15 protein-coding genes are annotated in these 20,026 nt (G+C 58.9%); 9 read left to right on the top strand and 6 right to left on the bottom strand.

Translation table 11 applies throughout. The features are described from left to right. Positions 1-49 precede the first annotated feature (49 nt). Together PhaeoP97_RS00540 and PhaeoP97_RS00535 are read right to left on the bottom strand one after the other, a co-directional pair. The gene (locus tag PhaeoP97_RS00540; RefSeq protein ID WP_072503408.1) at positions 50-961 is read right to left on the bottom strand and encodes a CPBP family intramembrane glutamic endopeptidase; all 912 of its coding nucleotides are present in this window, start codon (positions 959-961) and stop codon (positions 50-52) included. Further along, a complete protein-coding gene (locus PhaeoP97_RS00535) occupies positions 951-4,079 on the bottom strand; it encodes an ABC transporter transmembrane domain-containing protein (protein ID WP_192849673.1) in 3,129 nt (1,042 codons plus the stop codon). Before PhaeoP97_RS00535 ends, PhaeoP97_RS00540 begins: the two co-directional genes overlap by 11 nt. A gap of 383 nt (positions 4,080-4,462) precedes the next feature. On the opposite strand from PhaeoP97_RS00535, the gene PhaeoP97_RS00530 reads away from it, so the two are divergent. The 3 genes from PhaeoP97_RS00530 to PhaeoP97_RS00520 all read left to right on the top strand — a co-directional run bounded on the left by PhaeoP97_RS00530 (position 4,463) and on the right by PhaeoP97_RS00520 (position 6,397). After that, positions 4,463-5,074: a hypothetical protein gene (locus PhaeoP97_RS00530; protein ID WP_072503407.1), complete on the top strand. Its 612-nt coding sequence runs from the start codon at positions 4,463-4,465 to the stop codon at positions 5,072-5,074. 161 nt (positions 5,075-5,235) lie between these two features. After that, a complete protein-coding gene (locus PhaeoP97_RS00525; RefSeq protein WP_072503406.1) occupies positions 5,236-5,997 on the top strand; it encodes a DUF6478 family protein in 762 nt (253 codons plus the stop codon). Positions 5,998-6,019: 22 nt separating this feature from the next. Beyond that, positions 6,020-6,397, top strand: a complete 378-nt coding sequence (locus PhaeoP97_RS00520) for a hypothetical protein (RefSeq protein WP_072503405.1) — start codon at positions 6,020-6,022, stop codon at positions 6,395-6,397. A gap of 55 nt (positions 6,398-6,452) precedes the next feature. Here the strand turns inward: PhaeoP97_RS00520 and PhaeoP97_RS00515 are convergent, their stop codons facing one another. Beyond that, positions 6,453-7,385 carry an ABC transporter ATP-binding protein gene (locus PhaeoP97_RS00515; protein ID WP_072503404.1) on the bottom strand — a complete coding sequence of 311 codons (933 nt, stop codon included), beginning with the start codon at positions 7,383-7,385 and terminating at the stop codon, positions 6,453-6,455. Between the two features lie 71 nt (positions 7,386-7,456). On the opposite strand from PhaeoP97_RS00515, the gene PhaeoP97_RS00510 reads away from it, so the two are divergent. From PhaeoP97_RS00510 to polA, 3 genes are all read left to right on the top strand, one after another. Next, positions 7,457-7,639 (top strand): zinc-finger domain-containing protein, encoded by a 183-nt coding sequence (locus PhaeoP97_RS00510; protein ID WP_072503403.1) that lies wholly within the window; start codon positions 7,457-7,459, stop codon positions 7,637-7,639. A gap of 194 nt (positions 7,640-7,833) precedes the next feature. After that, a complete protein-coding gene (locus tag PhaeoP97_RS00505; protein WP_072503402.1) occupies positions 7,834-9,897 on the top strand; it encodes a bifunctional diguanylate cyclase/phosphodiesterase in 2,064 nt (687 codons plus the stop codon). Positions 9,898-10,122: 225 nt separating this feature from the next. Next, the gene (gene polA / locus PhaeoP97_RS00500; protein ID WP_072503401.1) at positions 10,123-12,936 is read left to right on the top strand and encodes a DNA polymerase I; all 2,814 of its coding nucleotides are present in this window, start codon (positions 10,123-10,125) and stop codon (positions 12,934-12,936) included. A gap of 106 nt (positions 12,937-13,042) precedes the next feature. Here polA and PhaeoP97_RS00495 read toward each other — a convergent pair whose 3' ends face one another. From PhaeoP97_RS00495 to PhaeoP97_RS00485, 3 genes are all read right to left on the bottom strand, one after another. Then, positions 13,043-13,285 carry a DUF2798 domain-containing protein gene (locus tag PhaeoP97_RS00495; RefSeq protein ID WP_072503400.1) on the bottom strand — a complete coding sequence of 81 codons (243 nt, stop codon included), beginning with the start codon at positions 13,283-13,285 and terminating at the stop codon, positions 13,043-13,045. 133 nt (positions 13,286-13,418) lie between these two features. Then, the gene (locus tag PhaeoP97_RS00490) at positions 13,419-14,171 is read right to left on the bottom strand and encodes a hydroxypyruvate isomerase family protein (protein ID WP_072503399.1); all 753 of its coding nucleotides are present in this window, start codon (positions 14,169-14,171) and stop codon (positions 13,419-13,421) included. Positions 14,172-14,480: 309 nt separating this feature from the next. Next, positions 14,481-15,104: a DUF1285 domain-containing protein gene (locus PhaeoP97_RS00485; RefSeq protein WP_083570410.1), complete on the bottom strand. Its 624-nt coding sequence runs from the start codon at positions 15,102-15,104 to the stop codon at positions 14,481-14,483. Between the two features lie 64 nt (positions 15,105-15,168). Between PhaeoP97_RS00485 and PhaeoP97_RS00480 the strand changes: the two genes are divergently transcribed. Genes PhaeoP97_RS00480 through PhaeoP97_RS00470 form a run of 3 tightly spaced genes read left to right on the top strand, consistent with a single transcriptional unit; the run spans position 15,169 to position 20,020 of the window. Further along, entirely contained in the window at positions 15,169-16,176 is a 1,008-nt protein-coding gene (locus PhaeoP97_RS00480) for an AAA family ATPase (protein ID WP_072503398.1), read from the top strand. Then, entirely contained in the window at positions 16,173-17,096 is a 924-nt protein-coding gene (locus PhaeoP97_RS00475; RefSeq protein WP_072503397.1) for a DUF58 domain-containing protein, read from the top strand. Before PhaeoP97_RS00480 ends, PhaeoP97_RS00475 begins: the two co-directional genes overlap by 4 nt. Continuing rightward, a complete protein-coding gene (locus tag PhaeoP97_RS00470; RefSeq protein ID WP_072503396.1) occupies positions 17,093-20,020 on the top strand; it encodes a DUF4159 domain-containing protein in 2,928 nt (975 codons plus the stop codon). Before PhaeoP97_RS00475 ends, PhaeoP97_RS00470 begins: the two co-directional genes overlap by 4 nt. Positions 20,021-20,026: the final 6 nt, after the last annotated feature.

Genomic DNA, 20,026 nt, shown 5'->3' with positions numbered 1-20,026 from the left:
GTAGGGGCGGTTTGGACCTTCAAATAAGGCCCCGCGCGTCTAAATGCAATCAGCGCCGGATGGCAAGCCGCGCAACCAACCAGCAAAGCCCCACAATAGCAAAGTCAATCCACAGCATCTGACGTACCGCAACCGGATCAGACAGCTCAAAAGGGACCAGATACAAAGCCAGCCCAGACAAGCTGGTGGGAGAGCCGAATAAGAGGATCGCAATGATATTATTGGCAAAATGAACAGCCATAGCCGGACCTAAGGTGCCAGCTCTTGCTGTCAGATCCGCCATCAGCAAACCAAACCCACCCGCCCAAAGCGCGATCAAGGGCGCGTTGTCCCCGGCATCCGCTGGCGCGTAGTGACCGGCGGCGAACAAGGCTGAAGGCAACAGTAGCCAGATCAACGGATGCTGAAACCGCGCTGCAAGCGCCTGCTGAAGATAGCCGCGAAACAGAACCTCCTCAGCACTGATTTGCACAAATACCGCGATCAATGCCAAGGGCAACAATAACAGCCAAGGCCCTAAATCGAGATTCGGCACAAGATCCGTCATTGTGCCGCCCGCAAGCTCGCCGGGCAATATCAGCCACAGCAAAGCCAGCCCAGCGATGAGACACAGCAAGCCAGCGCCAGTCCGCAGAAACTGATACACGGCCAGATGGAACGGGCCAATCAAACTGGCAAGACTGCGACGGTGCAAAAATGGTAGAACGAAGGCAACCGCGCAAGTCACAAACAGGAAGCTGCCAAGCAGGACGAACATCGCAATCGGCGTTTTGCCTGTAGGCAGATCGCCGATCCAATCGCCAGGGAAGGCAACGATCAGCAATCGCACTGTCACATTGGTGCCCGCATAGCTGAGCACCACGACCAAAAGCAGCCCCAATAGAAGCCGCCATATCTGCGGTCTTTGCCGCGCCGCCTCAACCAATTGTGCATGAGCAACGTAAGCGGTGTCAGTGGACATTGTCGGCCTGCTCCATTGTATCTGGCAGGGCTGCGGCCATCGAAAGCCGGTCACTGTCCGCAACGTTCTGTTTCGCGGCCCGCGCCACCCCTGCGGTCTGCACCAAATGCCGTGCAACGGTTTCAAGCAACTGCACCGCAACACCGGAGTCAGATTCGATCACCGCACGATATTCCTCAGCGCCGATCCTTAGAAAACTACAATCTTCCACCGCAAATAAGTCCAGCTGCCTTGTGTCACGCAAAATTACCGCAAGATCGCCAATCAGACGTCCCGGCTCAATCTGAGAAATCGGATTGGCGTTTAGGTCGCTACCCGGCCAGAACAAATCGGCTTTGCCGCTTAAGCAGAGAAACACGGCATCGGCGCTTTCTCCAGACTGAAACACATAGTCGCCCTTGACCACATCATGCCAACGCGCCGAGAAAGCAAGCAGGCGCTGGTTGCGGGCATCCAGCTGTGCAAACAGCTCGGTGCTCTGAATCAATTCCAGCCGCTTGCCCAAATCGCTACCCGCGATTTTCTCTGTGGGTTCGGTCAGCTCGCCTTCCACGCCGTCAATACGGCCGTTGCTAATTTTCACAAAAAGATCATAGCGGTCCGGGTGATTGAACTGGTCTTCGATAAACAGCATTGTGGCATGCGGCATCAGCTTGGCCAACCGGTCGCGCGACTGCAACCGGCTGGCGCTGTCATGGCTTGCCAACGCGCGATCCAGGATCAGGATATCAGGCCGCTTGATCGCCGCGCGGGTAAAGGCGGCACGCTCCTGAAACACCGGTTCCAACGCAGTGCCGCCAAGGCCTGCGGGCAAGTCATAGAGGATTAGCGCCAATCGCTTGCGCAACCCATTCTCTTCTAGCACCTCAGCAACAAGATCTTCGACCTGCTTGGCCTTGGCCCCTGCCATCAGCGACAGACGGCCATAAAGCACGTTTTCCAGCACTGTCAGCCGTGGAAAATAGGCATCCGGTGTAATCGGGATAAAGAGATCGCCCAATTGCGCCTGCAAAGCGGGTCCACTGTCGCGCCGAATGTCCAAAATGCGGCGCTTGAAACGCTCGGGAAAAGGCGTGCCGATCTGCTCTTCGGAGATCAGAAACGGCACCGACGCCAACAGTACCCGCTCATCCTCCCGCAAGCCTGCCACGCCAAGGGTGGCCTGCCGATCAGCGACCTCGGCGATGCGCTGATATAGTGCCTCATCAAGGCCAAGCCGCTTAAACAACGGGTGGTTCGTATCAACCCGGCCAAAGGTCTGCTGCAAGGTTTCCATCACGCTCAGGCCAAAGGCGATCACGTCATCCTGTAGCCCATTGTTTCGCAATGCGCTGACAATCGGCCCGTCAGCGGCAATCAGTTCTTCGGGCGCAATGGCGCGGGTTGGGGCGGCAAACAGGATGTTCCCCCCCAAGGGAACCGCCGGATTAAACACATCCGGGTCAAACCGGTTCACCACATCTGCAAGGCCAGCCTGTTGCAGGCGCTCGGCAATTTTCGGACGCAGCGATACGATCTGTTGCACAAGCCCCAGATGTGGGCCGATCTGGAACCGCGTGTGCAAGGTACGGCGGAACAATTGCTCGTCGATGCCCATAGCCTCGACCAGCTGGAACCACCAGTCGCGCAGCTCGCTTTCCGACCCCAAGCCAGCCAAAGCCGGGTTGATCCAGTCTGCCGCAAGCGAATCTGGACTATTACCCGCACGACAGGCTTCCGTCATGGTGCGGCTTTGCCCCCTTGTTTCAGCACCCGGCGGCATATGGGGCTGATCGCGCAAGGACATTAACACATTATCCCCGAGCGAGCCGTTAAAGAGATACGGCCGCGAATAGGCATAGCCCACGCGCGCTGCAATAACGCCCTGATGCAACTGATCTAGCCGATGGCCCGCTATCGTCACGGACCCACGGGCAGGCAACACCTCGCGCGTCAACAGGGCCGCAAATGCCGCGCGCTCGGCTTCGCTGCTGCTTTGGATCGCGACGCGCCCACCGGCAGGGATGGCCAGGGACAGATCCTCCAGCACCATGTTGCCGTCAGCATCCTTGACTGACACATTGCGCAATTCGATCGCACCGCGCAGATGCGGAATGTCGGCAGGCGTGCCGACGATCAACTCCTCCGCGATCATGCCTTTGGGTGCAAACCGCTCAGTCATGATCGACCAGCGCAGACTCATGTCCTGCACCTGATTGTAATAGGTCAAAAGCTCGCGCCAGGGGGCAGACAGATCCTTGTAAGCTGCCAGCGCGGCCACGAGCGCCCCCACGGTGATATCGCCCCGGATCGCCAATACGCCACCCGCCGAATAAAACACGAAGGGCGTCAGGTGGCCGATCATGTTGTTGAGGAACTTCATGAAGTATTTTTTGGAATAAATCCGTCGCCGAATGTCGAACAACCGCCCCAGACGCGCGGAAATCTGCGCCAACCGATAGCGGCGCCCGCCGTTGATACGCAGATCGCTAATGCCAGCCGCTGTTTCACCGATTTCGGCTGACAATGCCCGGACCTCTTGGATGCGATCCTTGTTTAGCAAGTTGATTTGACGTTGCAGCATCGGGATCAACCACGCCTGAAGCGGGATCAGCGCAACCGAGGCCAGGCCGAACCAAACGCTTTGCATGAACAAGAAGGTGACAATCGTCAGCATCTGCCCGGCCTGAAATACAGGTTGCGCAACGGCATCGCCCATCAGCCCCCCCATAGGTTCAGACTCAGAGGTGATCATTGACACCATCTCACCCTGACTGGTGGTGCGGAAATAGGGGGTCGGAAAGCGCATCATACGGCTGATCAGCGTATAGCGCAGACGCCGCAATAGGCGCTCGGCAACAACACCCTTCATCGTGTTGAGTCGCATTTTCAGCAGGCCACTGATCATGACGGCAGCAAGAAACCCACAACACAAAAGCAGGAGATAATCGACCTGGCCGATTTCCTGCCCCAGGACGACGATGCGGTCCATCGGGGCACCGATCGCATCGTTAATGATCCGTTTTGGCAATTCCAACGCGGCGAATAGAAACGGAAATGTGACCACCGTCAGGGCCAACAGACCTATTTGCTGGCGCCGTGAATAGGTCCAGATGAATGAAAACAGGGTGGATTTCATCCCCTGCTCCTTTTGCCTGTCGGAAAATGCCGGTGTGAGGCCGCCTGCTGCCTGCACAGCGAAAAGAGCCTAATCACTGCACCCTGACATTACAAGGCAACACACTGTCGACTTTTGCATCGGGTGCTTGCCCCGACCAAAGGCCCGAACTATCCCGGCAGGGAGCAAGACAAAGACAGGCGGAAACAACCGTGACAACCGTAACTAACGGAAAAATCGCATCTATTCATGATAGAAAGCAGTCAGGTAAACGCGCGAAAAACGAGTGGGCCGCAACCCTAAATCGAGTGTGGACCTGTTGCATTTCTATCGCCCTTGCACAGCGCGTTTGCATTGGCGCACAGCATATTCCGCGCGCGGATCTGCGTCAGAGCATACAGCGAATGGTCATGGCCTCTGGCTTGGCAGTGCTGCTGGCGGCCTGCGCCCCTGGAACCGCGCCATCATCGGGCGCTAACGCCACCGAAGAATACCCAGACGATATCACCCGGATGAGCTTCGCCAGCGGCACCATTCATCTGGTTCCACCAAAAGGCTTCTGCATCGACGCTCGCATGACCGGTCACCGGGCCGATGGTGGCTTTGCCATTATTGTGCCTTGCGCCAGCCTGCGTCCCGGCTCCGATCTCTCCAGCCGAAATCGCGCCCTGATCACTGTTGCCGTCGGGCCTGCGGGAACCGGTGATGCCGCTTTGACAAGCGCTCAGATCTACGAGAATGCACGCGGGGCGCGATTGCTGGCGGAGCGCAATGACCTGATGTTGCCGTTGGTAAAGCTGAACATGCCAGACCACCGCGCACGCGGCGCCAGCCCGGTACATTGGCGCGGGGCCTTTGTGCTGAATGACCAGCTTGTTGCCGTAGCGCTATATGCGCCCAGCAGCAGTCGGAATCTCGGCGGGCGCGGCGCACGGCTGCTGGATGAGCTGACCGCCAAAACGCTTGAGGCCTCTGTTACCGCAGATCTTGACGCCGCACCGAACGGACAAAATTGACACCCCGTCTCTCCGGTGTCCGCACGTATGGGCTAGCCGAACATTCGTGAGAGGATTTGTCAGCGGACCGCGCATTGGGTAGGGTCAAGAAAACAAAGAGGCCGCCACGAGTTCCCGGTTTCACGCCGGTTATCGTATCGCGCACCAAGGATATTGAGCCCATGGGCAGGATCGTCGAAAAACTGCTATTCGCGCGCGTATTGGAACGTTGGCGCCGGCTTGCACAGCAGGCCCACAAAGCCCCGCTCAGCCGTTTGCGGGACCAGCGCAACCGCGCCCGAAAGCTGCGCTTTCATCTGGACCGGCTGATCCATATCGCCGAGGGGCGGTTGGCGCTTCCTCAGATCGGGTCCAACGCCTTTCCACGCCCGCATGGCACCGATTGGGGCTGGCGACCAGAACTGTGGCGCGGGCCCCTGCCCGTTCCCGGTGCCTCTTCTGTTTCCAGTAAAACGCGCTTGGGCGACGAGGTGCAGCTGTTCCACGACTGCACCGTCTCAGAGCTGACCCTGCGTCAGTTGCGAAACAACCGTGACGAAGACCTCGCGCCTTACGGCGTTCGGCTGGATGTGTTTCGATTTGACGGTTCTTTCCTGTCCCTGGTCATCGAACTCCCTGCGGAGGTGACTGATGGATTAAGCAGAGACCACCTGCTGCGGGTCGATTGCACGCTGGAAACCGAAAACCCGATCGAGATTTTTGCCCGACTCAATATCAAACACGGCCCCAACACCGAACAGCTGGTGCGCGAGATGCCAATGGGCAGCAAACGGACCCATGTTGAATACGATCTCGCCTACGCCGAGCTGAACGAAAAGCGGGTAGAACGGCTCTGGCTTGAGCTGATCTTTGAAGCTCCTGAAATGAACCAGGTGACCCTGCGCGATGTCACCCTGTCGCGCAGCCGCCGCGCCAGCCTGTAACCTGCATTCGAGAGGCCCGGATATGAGCCAACTGACATTGACCAAAACTCGTTTTCGCGACGCACTGTGGGAAGGGCAGATTGCAGGGACAGGCAACACCGGTCAAGCACCAACAATTGACGTCCGCCATCTGGATCGCCCAGTTGCTGGCGTGACAATTGTCGAGAGCGAAACCAGCGGCGAATGGGCCTTACAGATCCCTATCCCGACAGAAGCTATTGCAGACGGCGTCCAGAGCTTTGTCATCTACGACCTAGCCAGCGATTCCAAACTGGGCGATTTCACCCTCGTCTGCGGCGAACTGACAGGCGATGATCTCAGAGTCGAGATAGAGCTGCTACGCGCTGAACTGGACATGCTGAAACGCGCCTTTCGCCGTCACTGTGTCGAGACCCAGTGACGGGTGGAATAGGCTCTGATCCGGGCCATTTCGCACGTTTCCTCGGCTGCCGCGCTTAGCCGCGCGATTTGGTCAACGCCAAGAACACGTCTTCAAGATCGGCTTCCTCGGTCTTCACGTCACGGATAGAGATGCCAGCCGCGCGGACCGCTGACAGCACCTCTTCGGCACTGGTGGCATTGCCATGATATCGCAGGATCACCGCGCCGTCACCGCGCAGGTCCGACGTGATCCCTGCTCCGGTTGGCAATTCGGTCACCGGTGACGCCGGATGCACCACCATCGCCTTGGCATCCAACCGACCCAGCAGGTTTGCCGTGGTGTCGCGTGCCACCAGGTTTCCAGCATTGATAATGGCGATTTCATCACACATTTCCTCAGCCTCTTCGAGGTAGTGTGTGGTCAGGATAATGGTCATCCCTTCGGCGTTCAGCTTGCGAATGTTTTCCCACAGCATCTGCCGCAATTCGATATCCACACCTGCCGTTGGTTCATCTAGCACCAGGATATTCGGATGATGAACCAGCGCCTTGCCCAGCAGCAGACGCCGCTGCATCCCCCCCGACAACGTCCGCGCATAGGCATGGGCCTTACCCTCCAACCCGACCATGCGCAGGATTTCATCGCTGCGCCGTTCGGATTTCGGCACGCCATATAGACCAGCCTGCACCTCCAGCGCGCCGCGTGGACTAAAAAATGGATCAAGATTCAGCTCTTGTGGCATAACCCCGATTGAAGCACGCGATTGGCGCGGATTTGCATCCTGATCAAATCCCCAGATCGTGACCTTGCCGGCGGTCTTGAGTACCAGACCAGCCAGGATATTGATCATCGTGGATTTTCCAGCACCGTTCGGCCCCAGCAGGCCAAAAACTGACCCGCGCGGGATTCTCAGATCAATCCCGTTAAGTGCCTGTTTCGCCGGTTGCGCCCGGCTGCCCTTGTAGGTTTTTTGCAAACCTTCAATACGGATTGCGTCCTCTGTCATCGCGGCCCTTGCCCCCGGTTTTCCCTTGGCTCATAAAAGCCCCTAACTGATAACCAAGAGGACCGCCAGCGATGACCATCCAAGCGCCGGAAACCAAGATCGTGGAGAGCTACCGCATTGCCTGCGACGGCAGCGAAGGTGCGCTGGGACATCCACGGGTCTACCTGCAAATCCCCGAAGCCGACGGATTTGTCGAATGCCCCTATTGCGACTGCAGATATGTACACAAAGACGCTGCGGACATTGTAGCGTAACAATCTAACATTTTTGCTTCCTAGAAACGCTGCCAGTCATGGTGGCGTTTTTTGCGTTCTGCTCAGCCGAAATTTACCGCAAATTGAGCACAATTGCACGCCGTTAGAGGCCGCAAACGTGGGCCGTGGTAGCGGTTTATTTACGATCCTCATGCAAGACATAGAGGTTAATTCTGTCGCCACCGGAGACTGAGATGTACAGCGTCGTTCAATGCATCACGCAGGAGCACAACCTTGGCCTTGTGGCCGTAGCAGCACTTGTCTGCGTTATCGGGTCCTGTCTGTCTGTACTGATGACGCAACGGCTTGGCCACACAGTCGGTAACCGCAAACTGGTCCAGTTGGCTCTGACCAGCCTGATCAGCGGCGGCACCGTTTGGACCACTCACTTCATTGCGATGCTGGCCTTTGATCCGGGGTACATCCATGGGTACGATCCCTTGACAACCGCACTGTCGCTTGGAGCTGCGGTCTTGGGAATGGTCATGACCAACGGGGTTTATGCGCTCGCCCACTCCACCAGCTACCGAGTTGCGGCAAGTGGCGCGATGTTCGGTCTTAGCGTCTCGACCATGCACTACCTCGGCATGACGGGCTATCTACTACCAGGTGAAATTGTCTGGGAAACGACGCCACTTGTGTCGTCGATCCTACTGGGAGCGCTGTTCGGGATGGCGACTTACGGTTATATCACGCGGTTTTCGGAAGGACGTCATTGGCTTGTCTCCGTGGCCCTGATGAGCCTGACAATCTGCACCATGCATTTCACCGGTATGTCCGCGATCACTGTACAGCTGAGCCCGCTATATTCGGTCCCAGCCGAAGTGATTTCCGACACCACGCTTAGCTTGCTCATCCTGGGTGCAATGGCGATCATCCTAATGATCGGTTTCGCGGCGCTAAGCATTGAAACCAATATGGAAAGTGAGGCCCGTGGCCAACTGCAGCATGCCGCGCTGCATGATCCGCTAACCGGCCTACCGAATCGCATGTCGCTGACCCGCAAGATGGCCAGCCTGACAGAGCTGCTGGAACGCGACGAAACCGAGCGCGTCGCGGTGCTGACATTGGATTTGAATCTGTTCAAAGAAATCAATGACCTCTACGGCCATGCGGCTGGGGACATAGTTCTTGGAACTGTCGCTGACCGGCTTGCAGCTGCGGTGGAGCAGGACGAATTCATTGCGCGCGTCGGCGGCGACGAATTTGTTGCGTTTAAGCGGGGGTTCCGCAGGGTTGATCAGGTCATGGCCTTTGCTGAACGCCTGCATGCGCTGATCGTGGAGCCGGTTGATTTCGACAATACATCCGCAATCATCGGCGTCGCAATCGGCGTCGCCACCAGTCAAGAAGACGGGCGTGATATCCGCGATCTCCTGCACAAATCCGATGTCGCCATGTATCGCGCCAAGGCCGACGCAGACCGCCACATCTGTTTGTTCAACGCTCAGATGGAGCAACACAGCCGTGAACGTCTCGAACTGGTCAACGATCTGCGGCAGGCCTGCAAAGCCGGAGATCAGTTTGAACTGGCGTATCAACTGCAAAACGACCTGACGTCGCTGGAACCCGTAGGGTTTGAGGTCCTGTTGCGCTGGAACCACCCGACCAGAGGGCGCGTACCGCCGACTACCTTTATTCCAATCGCTGAAGAAACCGGTCTGATCCGTCAGATAGGGCTCTGGGTGCTGCGAACCGCTTGCCACGAGGCCAGCACGTGGCACGGTCAGTATAATATCGCTGTGAATGTTGCACCTCAGCAGCTGATGCAGCCATCATTTGTTGAACATGTCTCTGACATTCTTCTGGAAACGGGTCTGTCCGCACAACAGCTGGAACTGGAAATTACCGAAGCCAGTATTATCGACGATCAGGTTCACACGCTGAAGGTCATGCAACAGCTCAAGAACATGGGGCTGCGCATCGCAATGGATGACTTCGGCACCGGGTATTCGTCGCTGGCCATGCTACAAACCTTTCCGTTCGACAAGATCAAAATCGACCGCAGTTTCGTCCAGAACGTGCACAAGGATGCGCAGCGTGCAGCGATTGTCCGCTCGACTCTCCTCCTTGGTGCAGCCTTGGACATCCCCGTGCTCGCTGAAGGTGTCGAAGTCGAGGATGAACTACAATTCCTGCGATTAGAAAACTGTGCCTCGGTACAGGGATTTTACTTCGGCAAACCAATGTCGCGGGACGAAATGCGCGTCCTCGTACAAGGCAAAAAGGCCAAACCGACCGAGAAGAAGACAGCCTGACACCTTTGTCAGCTGGTGCCCAACAGTCGGCTCCATGAGTTTGACCATTGATACAATTTTTTCCCTTGTCCCTTTCAATCGCCCGCGATCGTGCAGGGCTTGCAAGCGGCCGGTGGCCTGATCATAGCGGGCAGCCCGCGCCGAGACGCGGGTGAAACGGCAATTGCTCTCGCTTGCGGGATCACCGATAACGGAGGTCAACGCGAAACTCCCGGAGCATCGGCCATGACCACCACCCCATTTGGCACCGGCTGCCACCTGCATCTGATCGACGGATCGGCCTTTATCTTTCGCGCCTATCATGCGCTACCGCCGCTGACGCGAAAATCCGACGGATTGCCGATTGGGGCCGTAGCCGGGTTCTGCAACATGCTGCACCGCTATGTCGAGGGCAATACCGGCCCGGACGCGCCGACCCATGTCGCAGTCATTTTCGACAAAGGGTCGCACACCTTCCGCAACGATCTCTATGATCAGTACAAGGCCAATCGCGAAGCCATGCCCGAGGATCTGCGCCCGCAGATACCACTGACCCGCACCGCGACCGAAGCGTTCAATATCGCCTGTAAAGAGCAAGAAGGGTTTGAGGCAGATGACATCATCGCCACACTTTCCTGCCGCGCCCGCGAGGCAGGGGGCCGCGTCACCATCATCTCGTCTGACAAGGATCTGATGCAGCTGGTCGGTGGCGGCGTAGAAATGCTGGACGCCATGAAGAACAAGCGTATTGATAGCGATGGCGTGCATGAGAAATTCGGTGTCGGTCCCGACCGCGTTGTTGATGTGCAGGCGCTGGCCGGCGACAGCGTCGACAACGTTCCGGGCGCGCCCGGCATCGGGATCAAAACCGCTGCCCTGTTGATCAACGAGTACGGCAGCCTAGATGAGCTGCTGGACCGGGCCGAGGAAATCAAACAGCCGAAACGACGCCAGACCCTGATTGAAAAACGAGACCAGATTGAGCTGTCACGCCAGCTTGTTCAGCTTGATTGCAATATGGATCTGAACTTTACCCTCGATGATCTCGGCGTGCGCGAACCCCAGGCTGATCAGTTGCTTGGCTTTTTGGCCGAGATGGAATTCCGCACTCTGTCAAAGAGGGTTGCAGATCAGTTTGGCAAAGAAGCCCCAGCAATCGCAGAGGCATCCGTCGGCACCGCTGCCACTACAAACGCACCTGCCGTGGTCGATTTGCCATTTGACAGCACCGCTTACGAATGCGTCCGCGATGCTGCCGCGCTAAACAAATGGATCGCCCAAATCCGCGACCGCGGTTGGGTGGCCGTGGATACCGAAACCACGGGCTTTGATGAGATGGTCGTCGAGCTTGTCGGTATCTCGCTTTGCGTCGAACCCGGCACCGCATGCTATATTCCGCTGACCCACAAATCTGGCAGCAGCAATGACCTGTTTGGTTCAGACGAGCTGGCGGAGGGGCAGATGCCGCTTGATGACGCGCTGTCTTTGTTGAAACCAGTGCTCGAAGACGACAGCATTCTCAAAATCGGGCAGAACATGAAATACGATGCCAAGATCTTTGCCCGTCGGGGCATCGACGTGGCACCGATCGACGACACCATGTTGATGTCCTACGCCATGCACGCAGGCCAACACGGGCATGGCATGGACACGTTGTCAGAGCGCTATCTGAACCACACACCGATTCCCATCAAACCGCTCCTCGGCACCGGTAAATCTGCGATCACCTTTGACCGTGTTCCGATTGACGACGCCGTCGCCTACGCGGCAGAAGATGCCGATGTCACGCTGCGTCTCTGGCAGTTCTTCAAACCGCAGCTGCACCAGGCCGGTGTCACCACGGTATATGAGACGTTGGAACGCCCCCTTGTACCAGTGCTCGCCCGGATGGAACGCGAAGGCATCAAGGTCGACCGCGATACACTCTCACGCATGTCTAACGCCTTTTCCCAAAAGATGGCGGGGCTTGAGGCCGAGATTCATGAACAAGCAGGCCAGACCTTCAATGTTGGCTCGCCAAAGCAACTTGGCGAGATCCTCTTCGACAAACTAGGTCTTGAAGGTGGCAAAAAAGGCAAGACGGGGGCCTATGCCACCGGCGCCGACATTCTGGAAGATCTTGCGACCGAACACAGCTTGCCGGGGCTGGTGTTGGATTGGCGCCAGCTGAGCAAGCTGAAATCGACTTATACAGATGCCTTGCAGGACCATATCAATGCGGAAACCGGGCGTGTTCATACCTCTTATGTACAGACCGGCGCGAACACCGGGCGGCTCGCCTCGACCGATCCGAACCTGCAAAACATCCCTGTCCGCTCAGAAGAAGGGCGCCGCATCCGCGAGGCTTTTGTGCCCGAGGATGGCAACGTGCTGCTGTCGCTGGACTACAGCCAGATCGAATTGCGCATCCTCGCCCATGTCGCCGGAATAGATACGCTGAAACAGGCCTTTGCCGAAGGTCAGGACATCCACGCATTGACCGCCTCTGAGATGTTCAACGTACCGCTGGATGAAATGACACCAGACATCCGCCGTCAGGCCAAAGCTATCAACTTTGGGGTGATCTATGGAATCTCCGGTTTTGGTCTAGCCCGCAATCTCCGCATCCCTCGTGCCGAGGCACAGGGATTTATTGACCGCTATTTTGAGCGTTTCCCCGGCATCCGCCGCTACATGGACGACACTGTCGCATTTGCAAAAGAACACGGTCATGTCCAGACGCTCTTCGGGCGCAAGATCCACACACCGGAAATCGCCGCCAAGGGGCCGCGCGCAGGCTTTGCCAAACGCGCAGCCATAAACGCCCCGATTCAAGGCACCGCTGCCGACGTGATCCGCCGCGCGATGATCCGCATGCCTGACGCCATCGCGCATCTACCTGCCCGGATGCTGTTACAAGTCCACGATGAATTGCTGTTCGAAGTGCCGGAGGGTTCAGTCGACGACACCATCGAAACGGCGCGCCGCGTGATGGAAACCGCAGCAGATCCGGCTGTCCATCTGGACGTCAAACTTGTCGTTGATGCAGGCCAAGGTCGCAACTGGGCGGAAGCACACTGATCCACCAGACCTAGCGAACTCTGCGCCATGCCTATGGCATGGCGCTAAGCCCAACCGGCAGAGAAGTATCTTTGATACTGCGATGACGGCCGGGAACGCGTCCTGTTCAGCGGTTCGGCGCGGGTGGTGATTTCACCAAGATCGCCACCAATCGGCGCACCCCGGGTGCCACCACCAGAACCACAGCAAAGGCCACAGGCCAACCAAAACTCCAGGCCCCCATCCACAGTCCAGGTGCCTCAGCACTGAAACCGACGGCCTTGAGCGTTGCAACGCCGGTCACAATACAGGACATGATCCCCGACAGGATCAATCCGAACAGAATTGGGGCAAATCGTGCAGGCAGCATTGCGCGCTCCAAGAATGAGTGTCTGGCGAACTTATGCCCCGCGGCACATCACATTGCAATTCACGAATGTATTTCCGTCAATCCGCGCGGATATGGCCGCTTAACAGCAATCCTCAGATCATCGCAGACAGACTCACCCCATCCAGGCCAGACTGTCCTCGGTCCTCTTGGTGCTCGGGGTGTATTCTGCACTGACCCAGCCATCATACCCACTTTCGTCGATGGCCGCGAACAGCTGCTCGAAATCCACGGGCCCGGTTCCTGGCTCGCACCGCCCCGGTGCGGCGCCGATTTGGACGTGGACGGCCCGATCACCAAAGGCCTCCCAGACCTTTGCCGCGTCGCCATGGATCAACTGTGCGTGATAGGCATCATATTGCAACCCTACATTCTCCCGATCGACCGTCTCCAGCACTTCAACAGCAAGATTATAGTCGTCCAGAAAATATCCCGGCTGATCCCCCGCGTTCAGCGGCTCAATTGTGAACTGCTGGCCCGGCGCATAGTCAGCAGCCCACTGCAAATTACGGATCAGGGTCTCTTTGGCCACATCCCCTTTGGCATAGCCCGCCATGATGTGGATCATCGTCGGGCGCAGAACCTCGGCGTAGCGCAGCACGCGACGGATATCGCGTTGAAAGCGATCTGACCCCATCGGCAGCGCGGCATACCCCGGCATACCACCGGTGTAATTTGGCGGCGGCGCGTTGATCAGCAGCAGCTCCAACCCATTGGCAAGCAATGCCCGCTGTGTCTCTTTCGCGGCCAGCTCGTAGGGGAACAGGATTTCGACAGCCTCAAAACCCGCGCGTGACGCCGCTGTAAAACGGTCCAGATAAGGCAATTCAGCAAACAGCAACGAAATATTGGCCGCGAACTTGGGCATCAGAAATCTCCTATGGTGCCACCCCCGATTGGCGGCCAAACTGCGGCACCAGAGAGCGCTTACACCAAACGGCCGGGCCAGCCCCCGCTGGACGCCCGTCGATGTGCCCCCTACTGCACAGCTCTAATCTGCCCCAGATCTGCGCCGACTTTGAGCAGGATTTCATGCGAATTTTTGGCAATTTGACGACAACACTGCGCAGGAAAGCGGGTTTCTGCCAACTGTGCACCACACGGGCAAGGCCTTGCCGATCATCCGGTCCGTGACCGTTTTCATGCCGCGCGCCCTCTCGATTTTCACGCCTTGTCGTCAGGTGGATGCGTCAGCAAGCTCGGCCGAAGGGATCACACCAAAGAACGCACCACCGGACCACAGGCCGAACCAACCATCCTGATGCGCACCCAGATCAACCAACCGGTAAAAGCTTTTCCGATCAATAAGCGCCTCCAGCCCACTACGCACCATCACATACGGCGACGGCTCGCCAGTCTCGCTGTCTCTGAGAACGCGAATCGGATGTTCGGGACCAGCCACGATTTTGTCGCCGACATGGGTCTCAAAACAGAGATCTTGCTCAGCCGCCTCCCCCGTTGCCTCGAAATCCACCGCGACAAACGGTGCATCATCCACCGTAATGCCTACCTTTTCCACTGGTGTGACAAGATAGTATTTGCCGTCTTCCAGCTTCAGAATCGACGAAAACAGCCGCACCAGCTCAAACCGGCCAATCGGCGTGCCGAGGTAGAACCAGGTGCCATCACGGGCGATCCGCATATCCAAATCGCCACAGAACGGCGGATTCCACAGATGGACCGGCGGCGGGCCACTCTTGCCGGCGGTTTTGGCAGCCGCTGCCAGCCCTTCGGCACTGGGGGGCTCGGATCCTGTTTCAGGAGTATTTTTGCCGGTGGTCACGGGATTTTGTCCGCTCATTGCTTTTGCCATTTTCTGTCAACGCGATACAGTACCACTATATATTCGCCGTGAAGGGAAAGTCATGTCCGAACCCGACGATTTGCTGGCCGAGATTGAAGCGCTTGAAGACAAGCTGACACAGGCCAGATCCTCTATCACCCGGCGCTTTATCGGTCAGAAACGCGTTGTTGATCTAACGCTCAGTACTCTTTTATGCGGGGGGCATGGTCTGTTGATCGGCCTGCCCGGTCTGGGCAAAACGCGTCTGGTGGAAACGCTGTCCACGGTGATGGGCCTTGCAGGCAACCGCGTGCAGTTCACGCCAGACCTGATGCCTGCCGATATTCTGGGCTCCGAGGTACTGGATACCGCCAGCGATGGCAGCCGCGCCTTTCGGTTTGTGCCGGGACCTGTGTTCTGCCAGCTGCTGATGGCGGATGAGATCAACCGCGCCAGCCCCCGCACCCAATCGGCGCTGTTGCAGGCAATGCAGGAACGCGTGGTCACCGTAGCAGGCGCCGACCGGCCGCTTGGCACCCCGTTTCATGTGCTCGCCACCCAGAATCCGATTGAGCAGGAAGGCACCTACCCCCTGCCTGAGGCACAGTTGGATCGCTTTTTGTTCCAGATCGACGTACCTTATCCAACCCGCCAGACCGAACGGGACATTCTATTGGCCACGACAGGGGTCGAAGAGAGCAGCGCACATCAGGTCTTTACCGCGGATGAGCTGATCGCCGCACAGACCCTGCTGCGCCGGATGCCCGTGGGCGACAGCGTGGTCGAAATGATCCTGGATCTGGTGCGCGCATTCCGCCCCGACGATCCCGGTGCCTCTGAGCGTGTGCAGCAAACCGTGGCCTGGGGTCCTGGTCCACGCGCAGCACAGGCGCTGATGCTGGCGGTGCGGGCACGTGCCCTGTTGCAGGGACGGCTTGCGCCCAACGCTGACGACGTGCTGGATATGGCGCAACCGGTACTAAGCCACCGGATGGCGCTGAACTTTGCCGCCCGCGCCCGTGGTGAAAGCCTGAGCGACTTGATTGCCGACACTGCTGAAACCCTGGCCCGCCCAGGAGCGGCTGCGTGACATCATCCGCTGCCCCCCAGCCGGCCGGTGCCGCCGCCCCCGCAACACAGCGCGCTGTCGACCTGCGGCACCGGGCTGAAAGCGCCGCCAGCAGGTTCCCGCCACTGCTGGTACAGGCACAGCAGCTTGCAGGCTCTGTTCTGCTGGGGGAACATGGACGCCGCCGCGCCGGCATGGGCGATGATTTCTGGCAGTACCGCCCGGTGCAGACAGGCGACAGCCGGCGCATGATCGACCACCGCCGCTCTGCGAAGGGAGATCAGCAGTTTGTACGTGAGCGCGAATGGCAGATTGCCCAGACGGTGCATCTCTGGGTCGATCAGGGCGCCTCTATGCGCTTTGCTTCAACCGATGCATTGCCGCAGAAAATTGACCGCGCGCGGCTTCTGGGCTTAGCGACCTCTGTCCTGATGCTGCGCGGGGGTGAACGCGTGGGCCTGACCGGTGGTCACCTACCGCCCAGGCGCGGCACCGCCCAGATCCTGCGGCTTGCCGAATACCTGAGCGAAGACGGCACAAGCGACTACACTCCGCCGGAAGACCGCGCCATGCTGCCCCATGCGCGGGTGCTATTCCTGTCCGATTTCCTTGGCCCGTTCACGCCATTGGAACAGTCCTTGGCCAAGGCCGCAGACCGCGGCGTACGTGGCGTGTTGATGCAGGTTCTTGATCCTACAGAAGAGCAGTTTCCCTTCGAAGGCCGCACTATTTTCCAAAGCGTCGGCGGTGGTCTGCGCCACGAAACCCTCAAGGCCGACGCGTTGCGCCAACGTTATCTGGACCGGCTGGCCGAGCGACGCGACGCATTGGAACGGCTTTGCCGCGCAGCTGGCTGGCGATTGGGCACACATCACACCGGCGATAGCGCACAAGCAGCTTTGATGTGGTTGTTTCATGCCATGGAAAGAAGCAGCCCATGACCACAATTGCGGGCATCGGCTTTACCGCGCCTTGGCTGTTGCTGGCATTGTTGGCGCTGCCTTTGTTGTGGCTGCTGTTGCGGGCGGTTCCGCCAGCGCCGCGCAAACGATTTTTCCCTGCCGTGACCCTCTTGCTGGGCCTGCGCGACGACGACAGCCTTTCGGATCGCACCCCTTGGTGGTTGCTGTTGCTGCGCCTTGTCGTCGTGGCGGCCGCCATCGTCGGCCTTGCCGGACCGGTACTGAACCCGACCATAGAACCAACCGGACGTGGGCCACTTCTGGTGGTGTTGGACGGAAGCTGGGCCGGGGCCCCGGAGTGGGACCACACGCACAAAGAAATCGACCGCCTGCTGGCCGAGGCTGGTCGGTCAAACCGCCCTGTTGCTGTTCTGCGCCTGACCGCGCCGCAGCCACTGCAATTCCAAAGCGCAGCCAGCTGGCGCCGCCAGATCATTGGCGAGACTCCACAGTCCTGGCAACCTTCTCCCGATCAGCTGGCCACGGCCCAGACGCATCTCAACGAGATTGACGGCGGTTTTGATAGCCTGTGGTTCAGTGATGGGCTGGACTACCCCGGCCGCGCAGAGATGCTGGATGCGCTGACATCGCAGGGCGACCTGACCATCTACCAGCATCCGACAGCCACGCTTGCCTTGCGCCCGGTGACCTATGTCGATGGCATGATGGAGGTCACCGTAGCCCGCAGCCTACCGACCAACAGAGCGGGCGGACTATCTGGCATTGCCAGCCCCTCAGACAGCCTCAGCCAGACCGTGACGGTGTTGGCCAAAGGACCTGATCCCGGCGGCACTCTGCGCACATTGGGGACCGTCACCGTAGACTTTGCCGACCCAAGCGGCACTGCCGCGGACGGGCAAAACGCCAGCGCACGCCTGTCTCTCCCTGCGGAGCTGCGCGCGCGTATTCGCATGTTTGAGGTCCAAGGCCAGCGCAGTGCTGGGGCGATCTCACTCACAGATGACAGCCTCCGCCGCCGCGAGATTGCGCTTATCTCAGCCCAAAGCGGCAACGAAGGTCTCGCCTTGTTGTCGCCGCTGCACTACCTGCGCAAAGCACTGGCCCCAACAGCGGACCTGTTGGAAGGCGGGTTAAGTGATCTGTTACCGGCCAATCCAGATGTGATTGTACTGGCGGATACCGCCCGGCTGCCCCCGGATCAGGAAGCCGCCGTTATCGACTGGGTGAACCAAGGCGGGCTTCTGCTGCGCTTTGCGGGACCGCGACTGGCCTCCAGCGACACCGCCCGCACAGACGAAGAGCCCCTGCTGCCCGTGCGCCTGCGCAGCGGTGGGCGCAGTATCGGCGGCGCAATGAGCTGGGGCGAACCCAAAACACTTGCACCCTTCGCCGAAGGTTCGCCGTTCTCTGGCCTGTCCATTCCACCCGATGTAACAGTCACGTCCCAAGTGGTCGCCCAACCGGACCCCGCACTGGCTGACAGGGTGATTGCAGAACTGTCGGATGGTACGCCGCTGGTCACCCGTAAATCGATGGGAGATGGCCACGTTGTCCTGTTCCATGTGACCGCCAACGCGGAATGGAGCAGCCTGCCACTGTCTGGCCTATTTGTTCAGATGATGGAGCGACTGGCCGTCTCTTCTGCGTCGAAACCACCCGAAGCGACCGATCTGGACGGCACCACCTGGTCGCCTTTGCAGGTGCTGGATGGTTTTGGTGTATTGCAAGACGCCGATGCGTTGCCGGGCGTTGCGGGGCCAGATCTGATAGCCGCCGAGGCAGGGCCATCCCTGCAACCTGGTTTGTACCAGAATGGGGATCGCCGTATCGCCCGCAACGTCCTGCGTACGGGCGAACCGCTGACCGCTGCCACATGGCCCGCAGGTGTTGTGCTCAGCGGTTATGGCTTGACGCCGGAACGCCCGCTGGGCGGCCTGTTGCTCAGCTTTGCGCTGCTCTTACTGGCCTTGGACGTTGTTGCGTCACTGTCGCTCTCAGGTATGCTGTCCCGCAATACGCGTCACTTGGTCGGAAAAGCGGGCAGCAACATGTCCTCCGTAATGCTCGTAGCAATCTTCGCCTGGAGTGTCGGGGTCGGCGATGATCTGCGCGTGCGGGCGCAGGGCCTCGCCGACCCTACAGACCAGAACAGCCGCCCAGCCGATCCCCAGGTCACCCCCAAAGCAGACGCGCTGGCGGCTCTGCGCGCTGCGGAACTAACGCTTGCCCATGTGCTGACCGGCAATCCACAGGTCGACCAACTGGCCAGCGATGGTCTTCAGGGTCTCTCCAATACCCTGCGGTTTCGCACCTCGGTCGAACCCGCGCCCCCGGCTGGCGTGGATCTGGAGCGCGATGAACTGGCGTTCTACCCGCTGCTCTATTGGCCCGTGACTGCAAATCAGGCGATGCCCTCGGGCGAGGCTTATGACCGGCTCAATACCTATCTGCGCACGGGTGGCATGATCCTTTTTGACACCCGCGACGCGGATCTGACCCGCGCGGGTGCCAGCAGTCCAGCTGGCCGACGTTTGCAACAGCTGGCGCTGCGGCTGGATGTCCCACCGCTAGAGCCGCTGCCCACTGATCACGTTCTGACGCGGACCTTTTATCTGGTGCAGGACTTTCCAGGACGTCACAGCCGTGGCGCAGTCTGGGTCGAGGCGGCGTCCGCCGATGCCAAACAGGTGGAGGGCATCCCCTTTCGCAATCTTAACGATGGCGTTACCCCCGTGGTGATTGGCGGCAATGATTGGGCCGCCGCCTGGGCCGTCGATAACAATGGCCGCCCCCTGCTGCCCGTTGGGCGTGGCTATGCCGGCGAACGGCAGCGCGAACTTGCCTATCGCTTTGGGGTCAATCTGGTGATGCATGTGCTGACCGGCAACTATAAATCAGATCAGGTCCATGTGCCTGCCCTGCTTGACCGACTCGGACAATAGGAGAGA

The sequence above is a fragment of the Phaeobacter porticola genome, from assembly GCF_001888185.1.
Taxonomy (GTDB): domain Bacteria; phylum Pseudomonadota; class Alphaproteobacteria; order Rhodobacterales; family Rhodobacteraceae; genus Phaeobacter; species Phaeobacter porticola.
Note: the sequence above shows the minus strand (reverse complement) of the source record. Positions and strands in the feature narration are given on the sequence as shown.

Bases quoted from the DNA above. Each gene is read 5' to 3' on its own strand.
- PhaeoP97_RS00520 (WP_072503405.1), top strand. From the start codon at position 6,020: ATGAGCCAACTGACATTGACCAAAACTCGTTTTCGCGACGCACTGTGG.
- PhaeoP97_RS00525 (WP_072503406.1), top strand. From the start codon at position 5,236: ATGGGCAGGATCGTCGAAAAACTGCTATTCGCGCGCGTATTGGAACGT.
- PhaeoP97_RS00505 (WP_072503402.1), top strand. From the start codon at position 7,834: ATGTACAGCGTCGTTCAATGCATCACGCAGGAGCACAACCTTGGCCTT.
- PhaeoP97_RS00490 (WP_072503399.1), bottom strand. From the start codon at position 14,171: ATGCCCAAGTTCGCGGCCAATATTTCGTTGCTGTTTGCTGAATTGCCT.
- PhaeoP97_RS00535 (WP_192849673.1), bottom strand. From the start codon at position 4,079: ATGAAATCCACCCTGTTTTCATTCATCTGGACCTATTCACGGCGCCAG.
- polA (WP_072503401.1), top strand. From the start codon at position 10,123: ATGACCACCACCCCATTTGGCACCGGCTGCCACCTGCATCTGATCGAC.
- PhaeoP97_RS00495 (WP_072503400.1), bottom strand. From the start codon at position 13,285: ATGCTGCCTGCACGATTTGCCCCAATTCTGTTCGGATTGATCCTGTCG.
- PhaeoP97_RS00480 (WP_072503398.1), top strand. From the start codon at position 15,169: ATGTCCGAACCCGACGATTTGCTGGCCGAGATTGAAGCGCTTGAAGAC.
- PhaeoP97_RS00540 (WP_072503408.1), bottom strand. From the start codon at position 961: ATGTCCACTGACACCGCTTACGTTGCTCATGCACAATTGGTTGAGGCG.
- PhaeoP97_RS00510 (WP_072503403.1), top strand. From the start codon at position 7,457: ATGACCATCCAAGCGCCGGAAACCAAGATCGTGGAGAGCTACCGCATT.
- PhaeoP97_RS00530 (WP_072503407.1), top strand. From the start codon at position 4,463: ATGGTCATGGCCTCTGGCTTGGCAGTGCTGCTGGCGGCCTGCGCCCCT.
- PhaeoP97_RS00470 (WP_072503396.1), top strand. From the start codon at position 17,093: ATGACCACAATTGCGGGCATCGGCTTTACCGCGCCTTGGCTGTTGCTG.
- PhaeoP97_RS00485 (WP_083570410.1), bottom strand. From the start codon at position 15,104: ATGAGCGGACAAAATCCCGTGACCACCGGCAAAAATACTCCTGAAACA.
- PhaeoP97_RS00515 (WP_072503404.1), bottom strand. From the start codon at position 7,385: ATGACAGAGGACGCAATCCGTATTGAAGGTTTGCAAAAAACCTACAAG.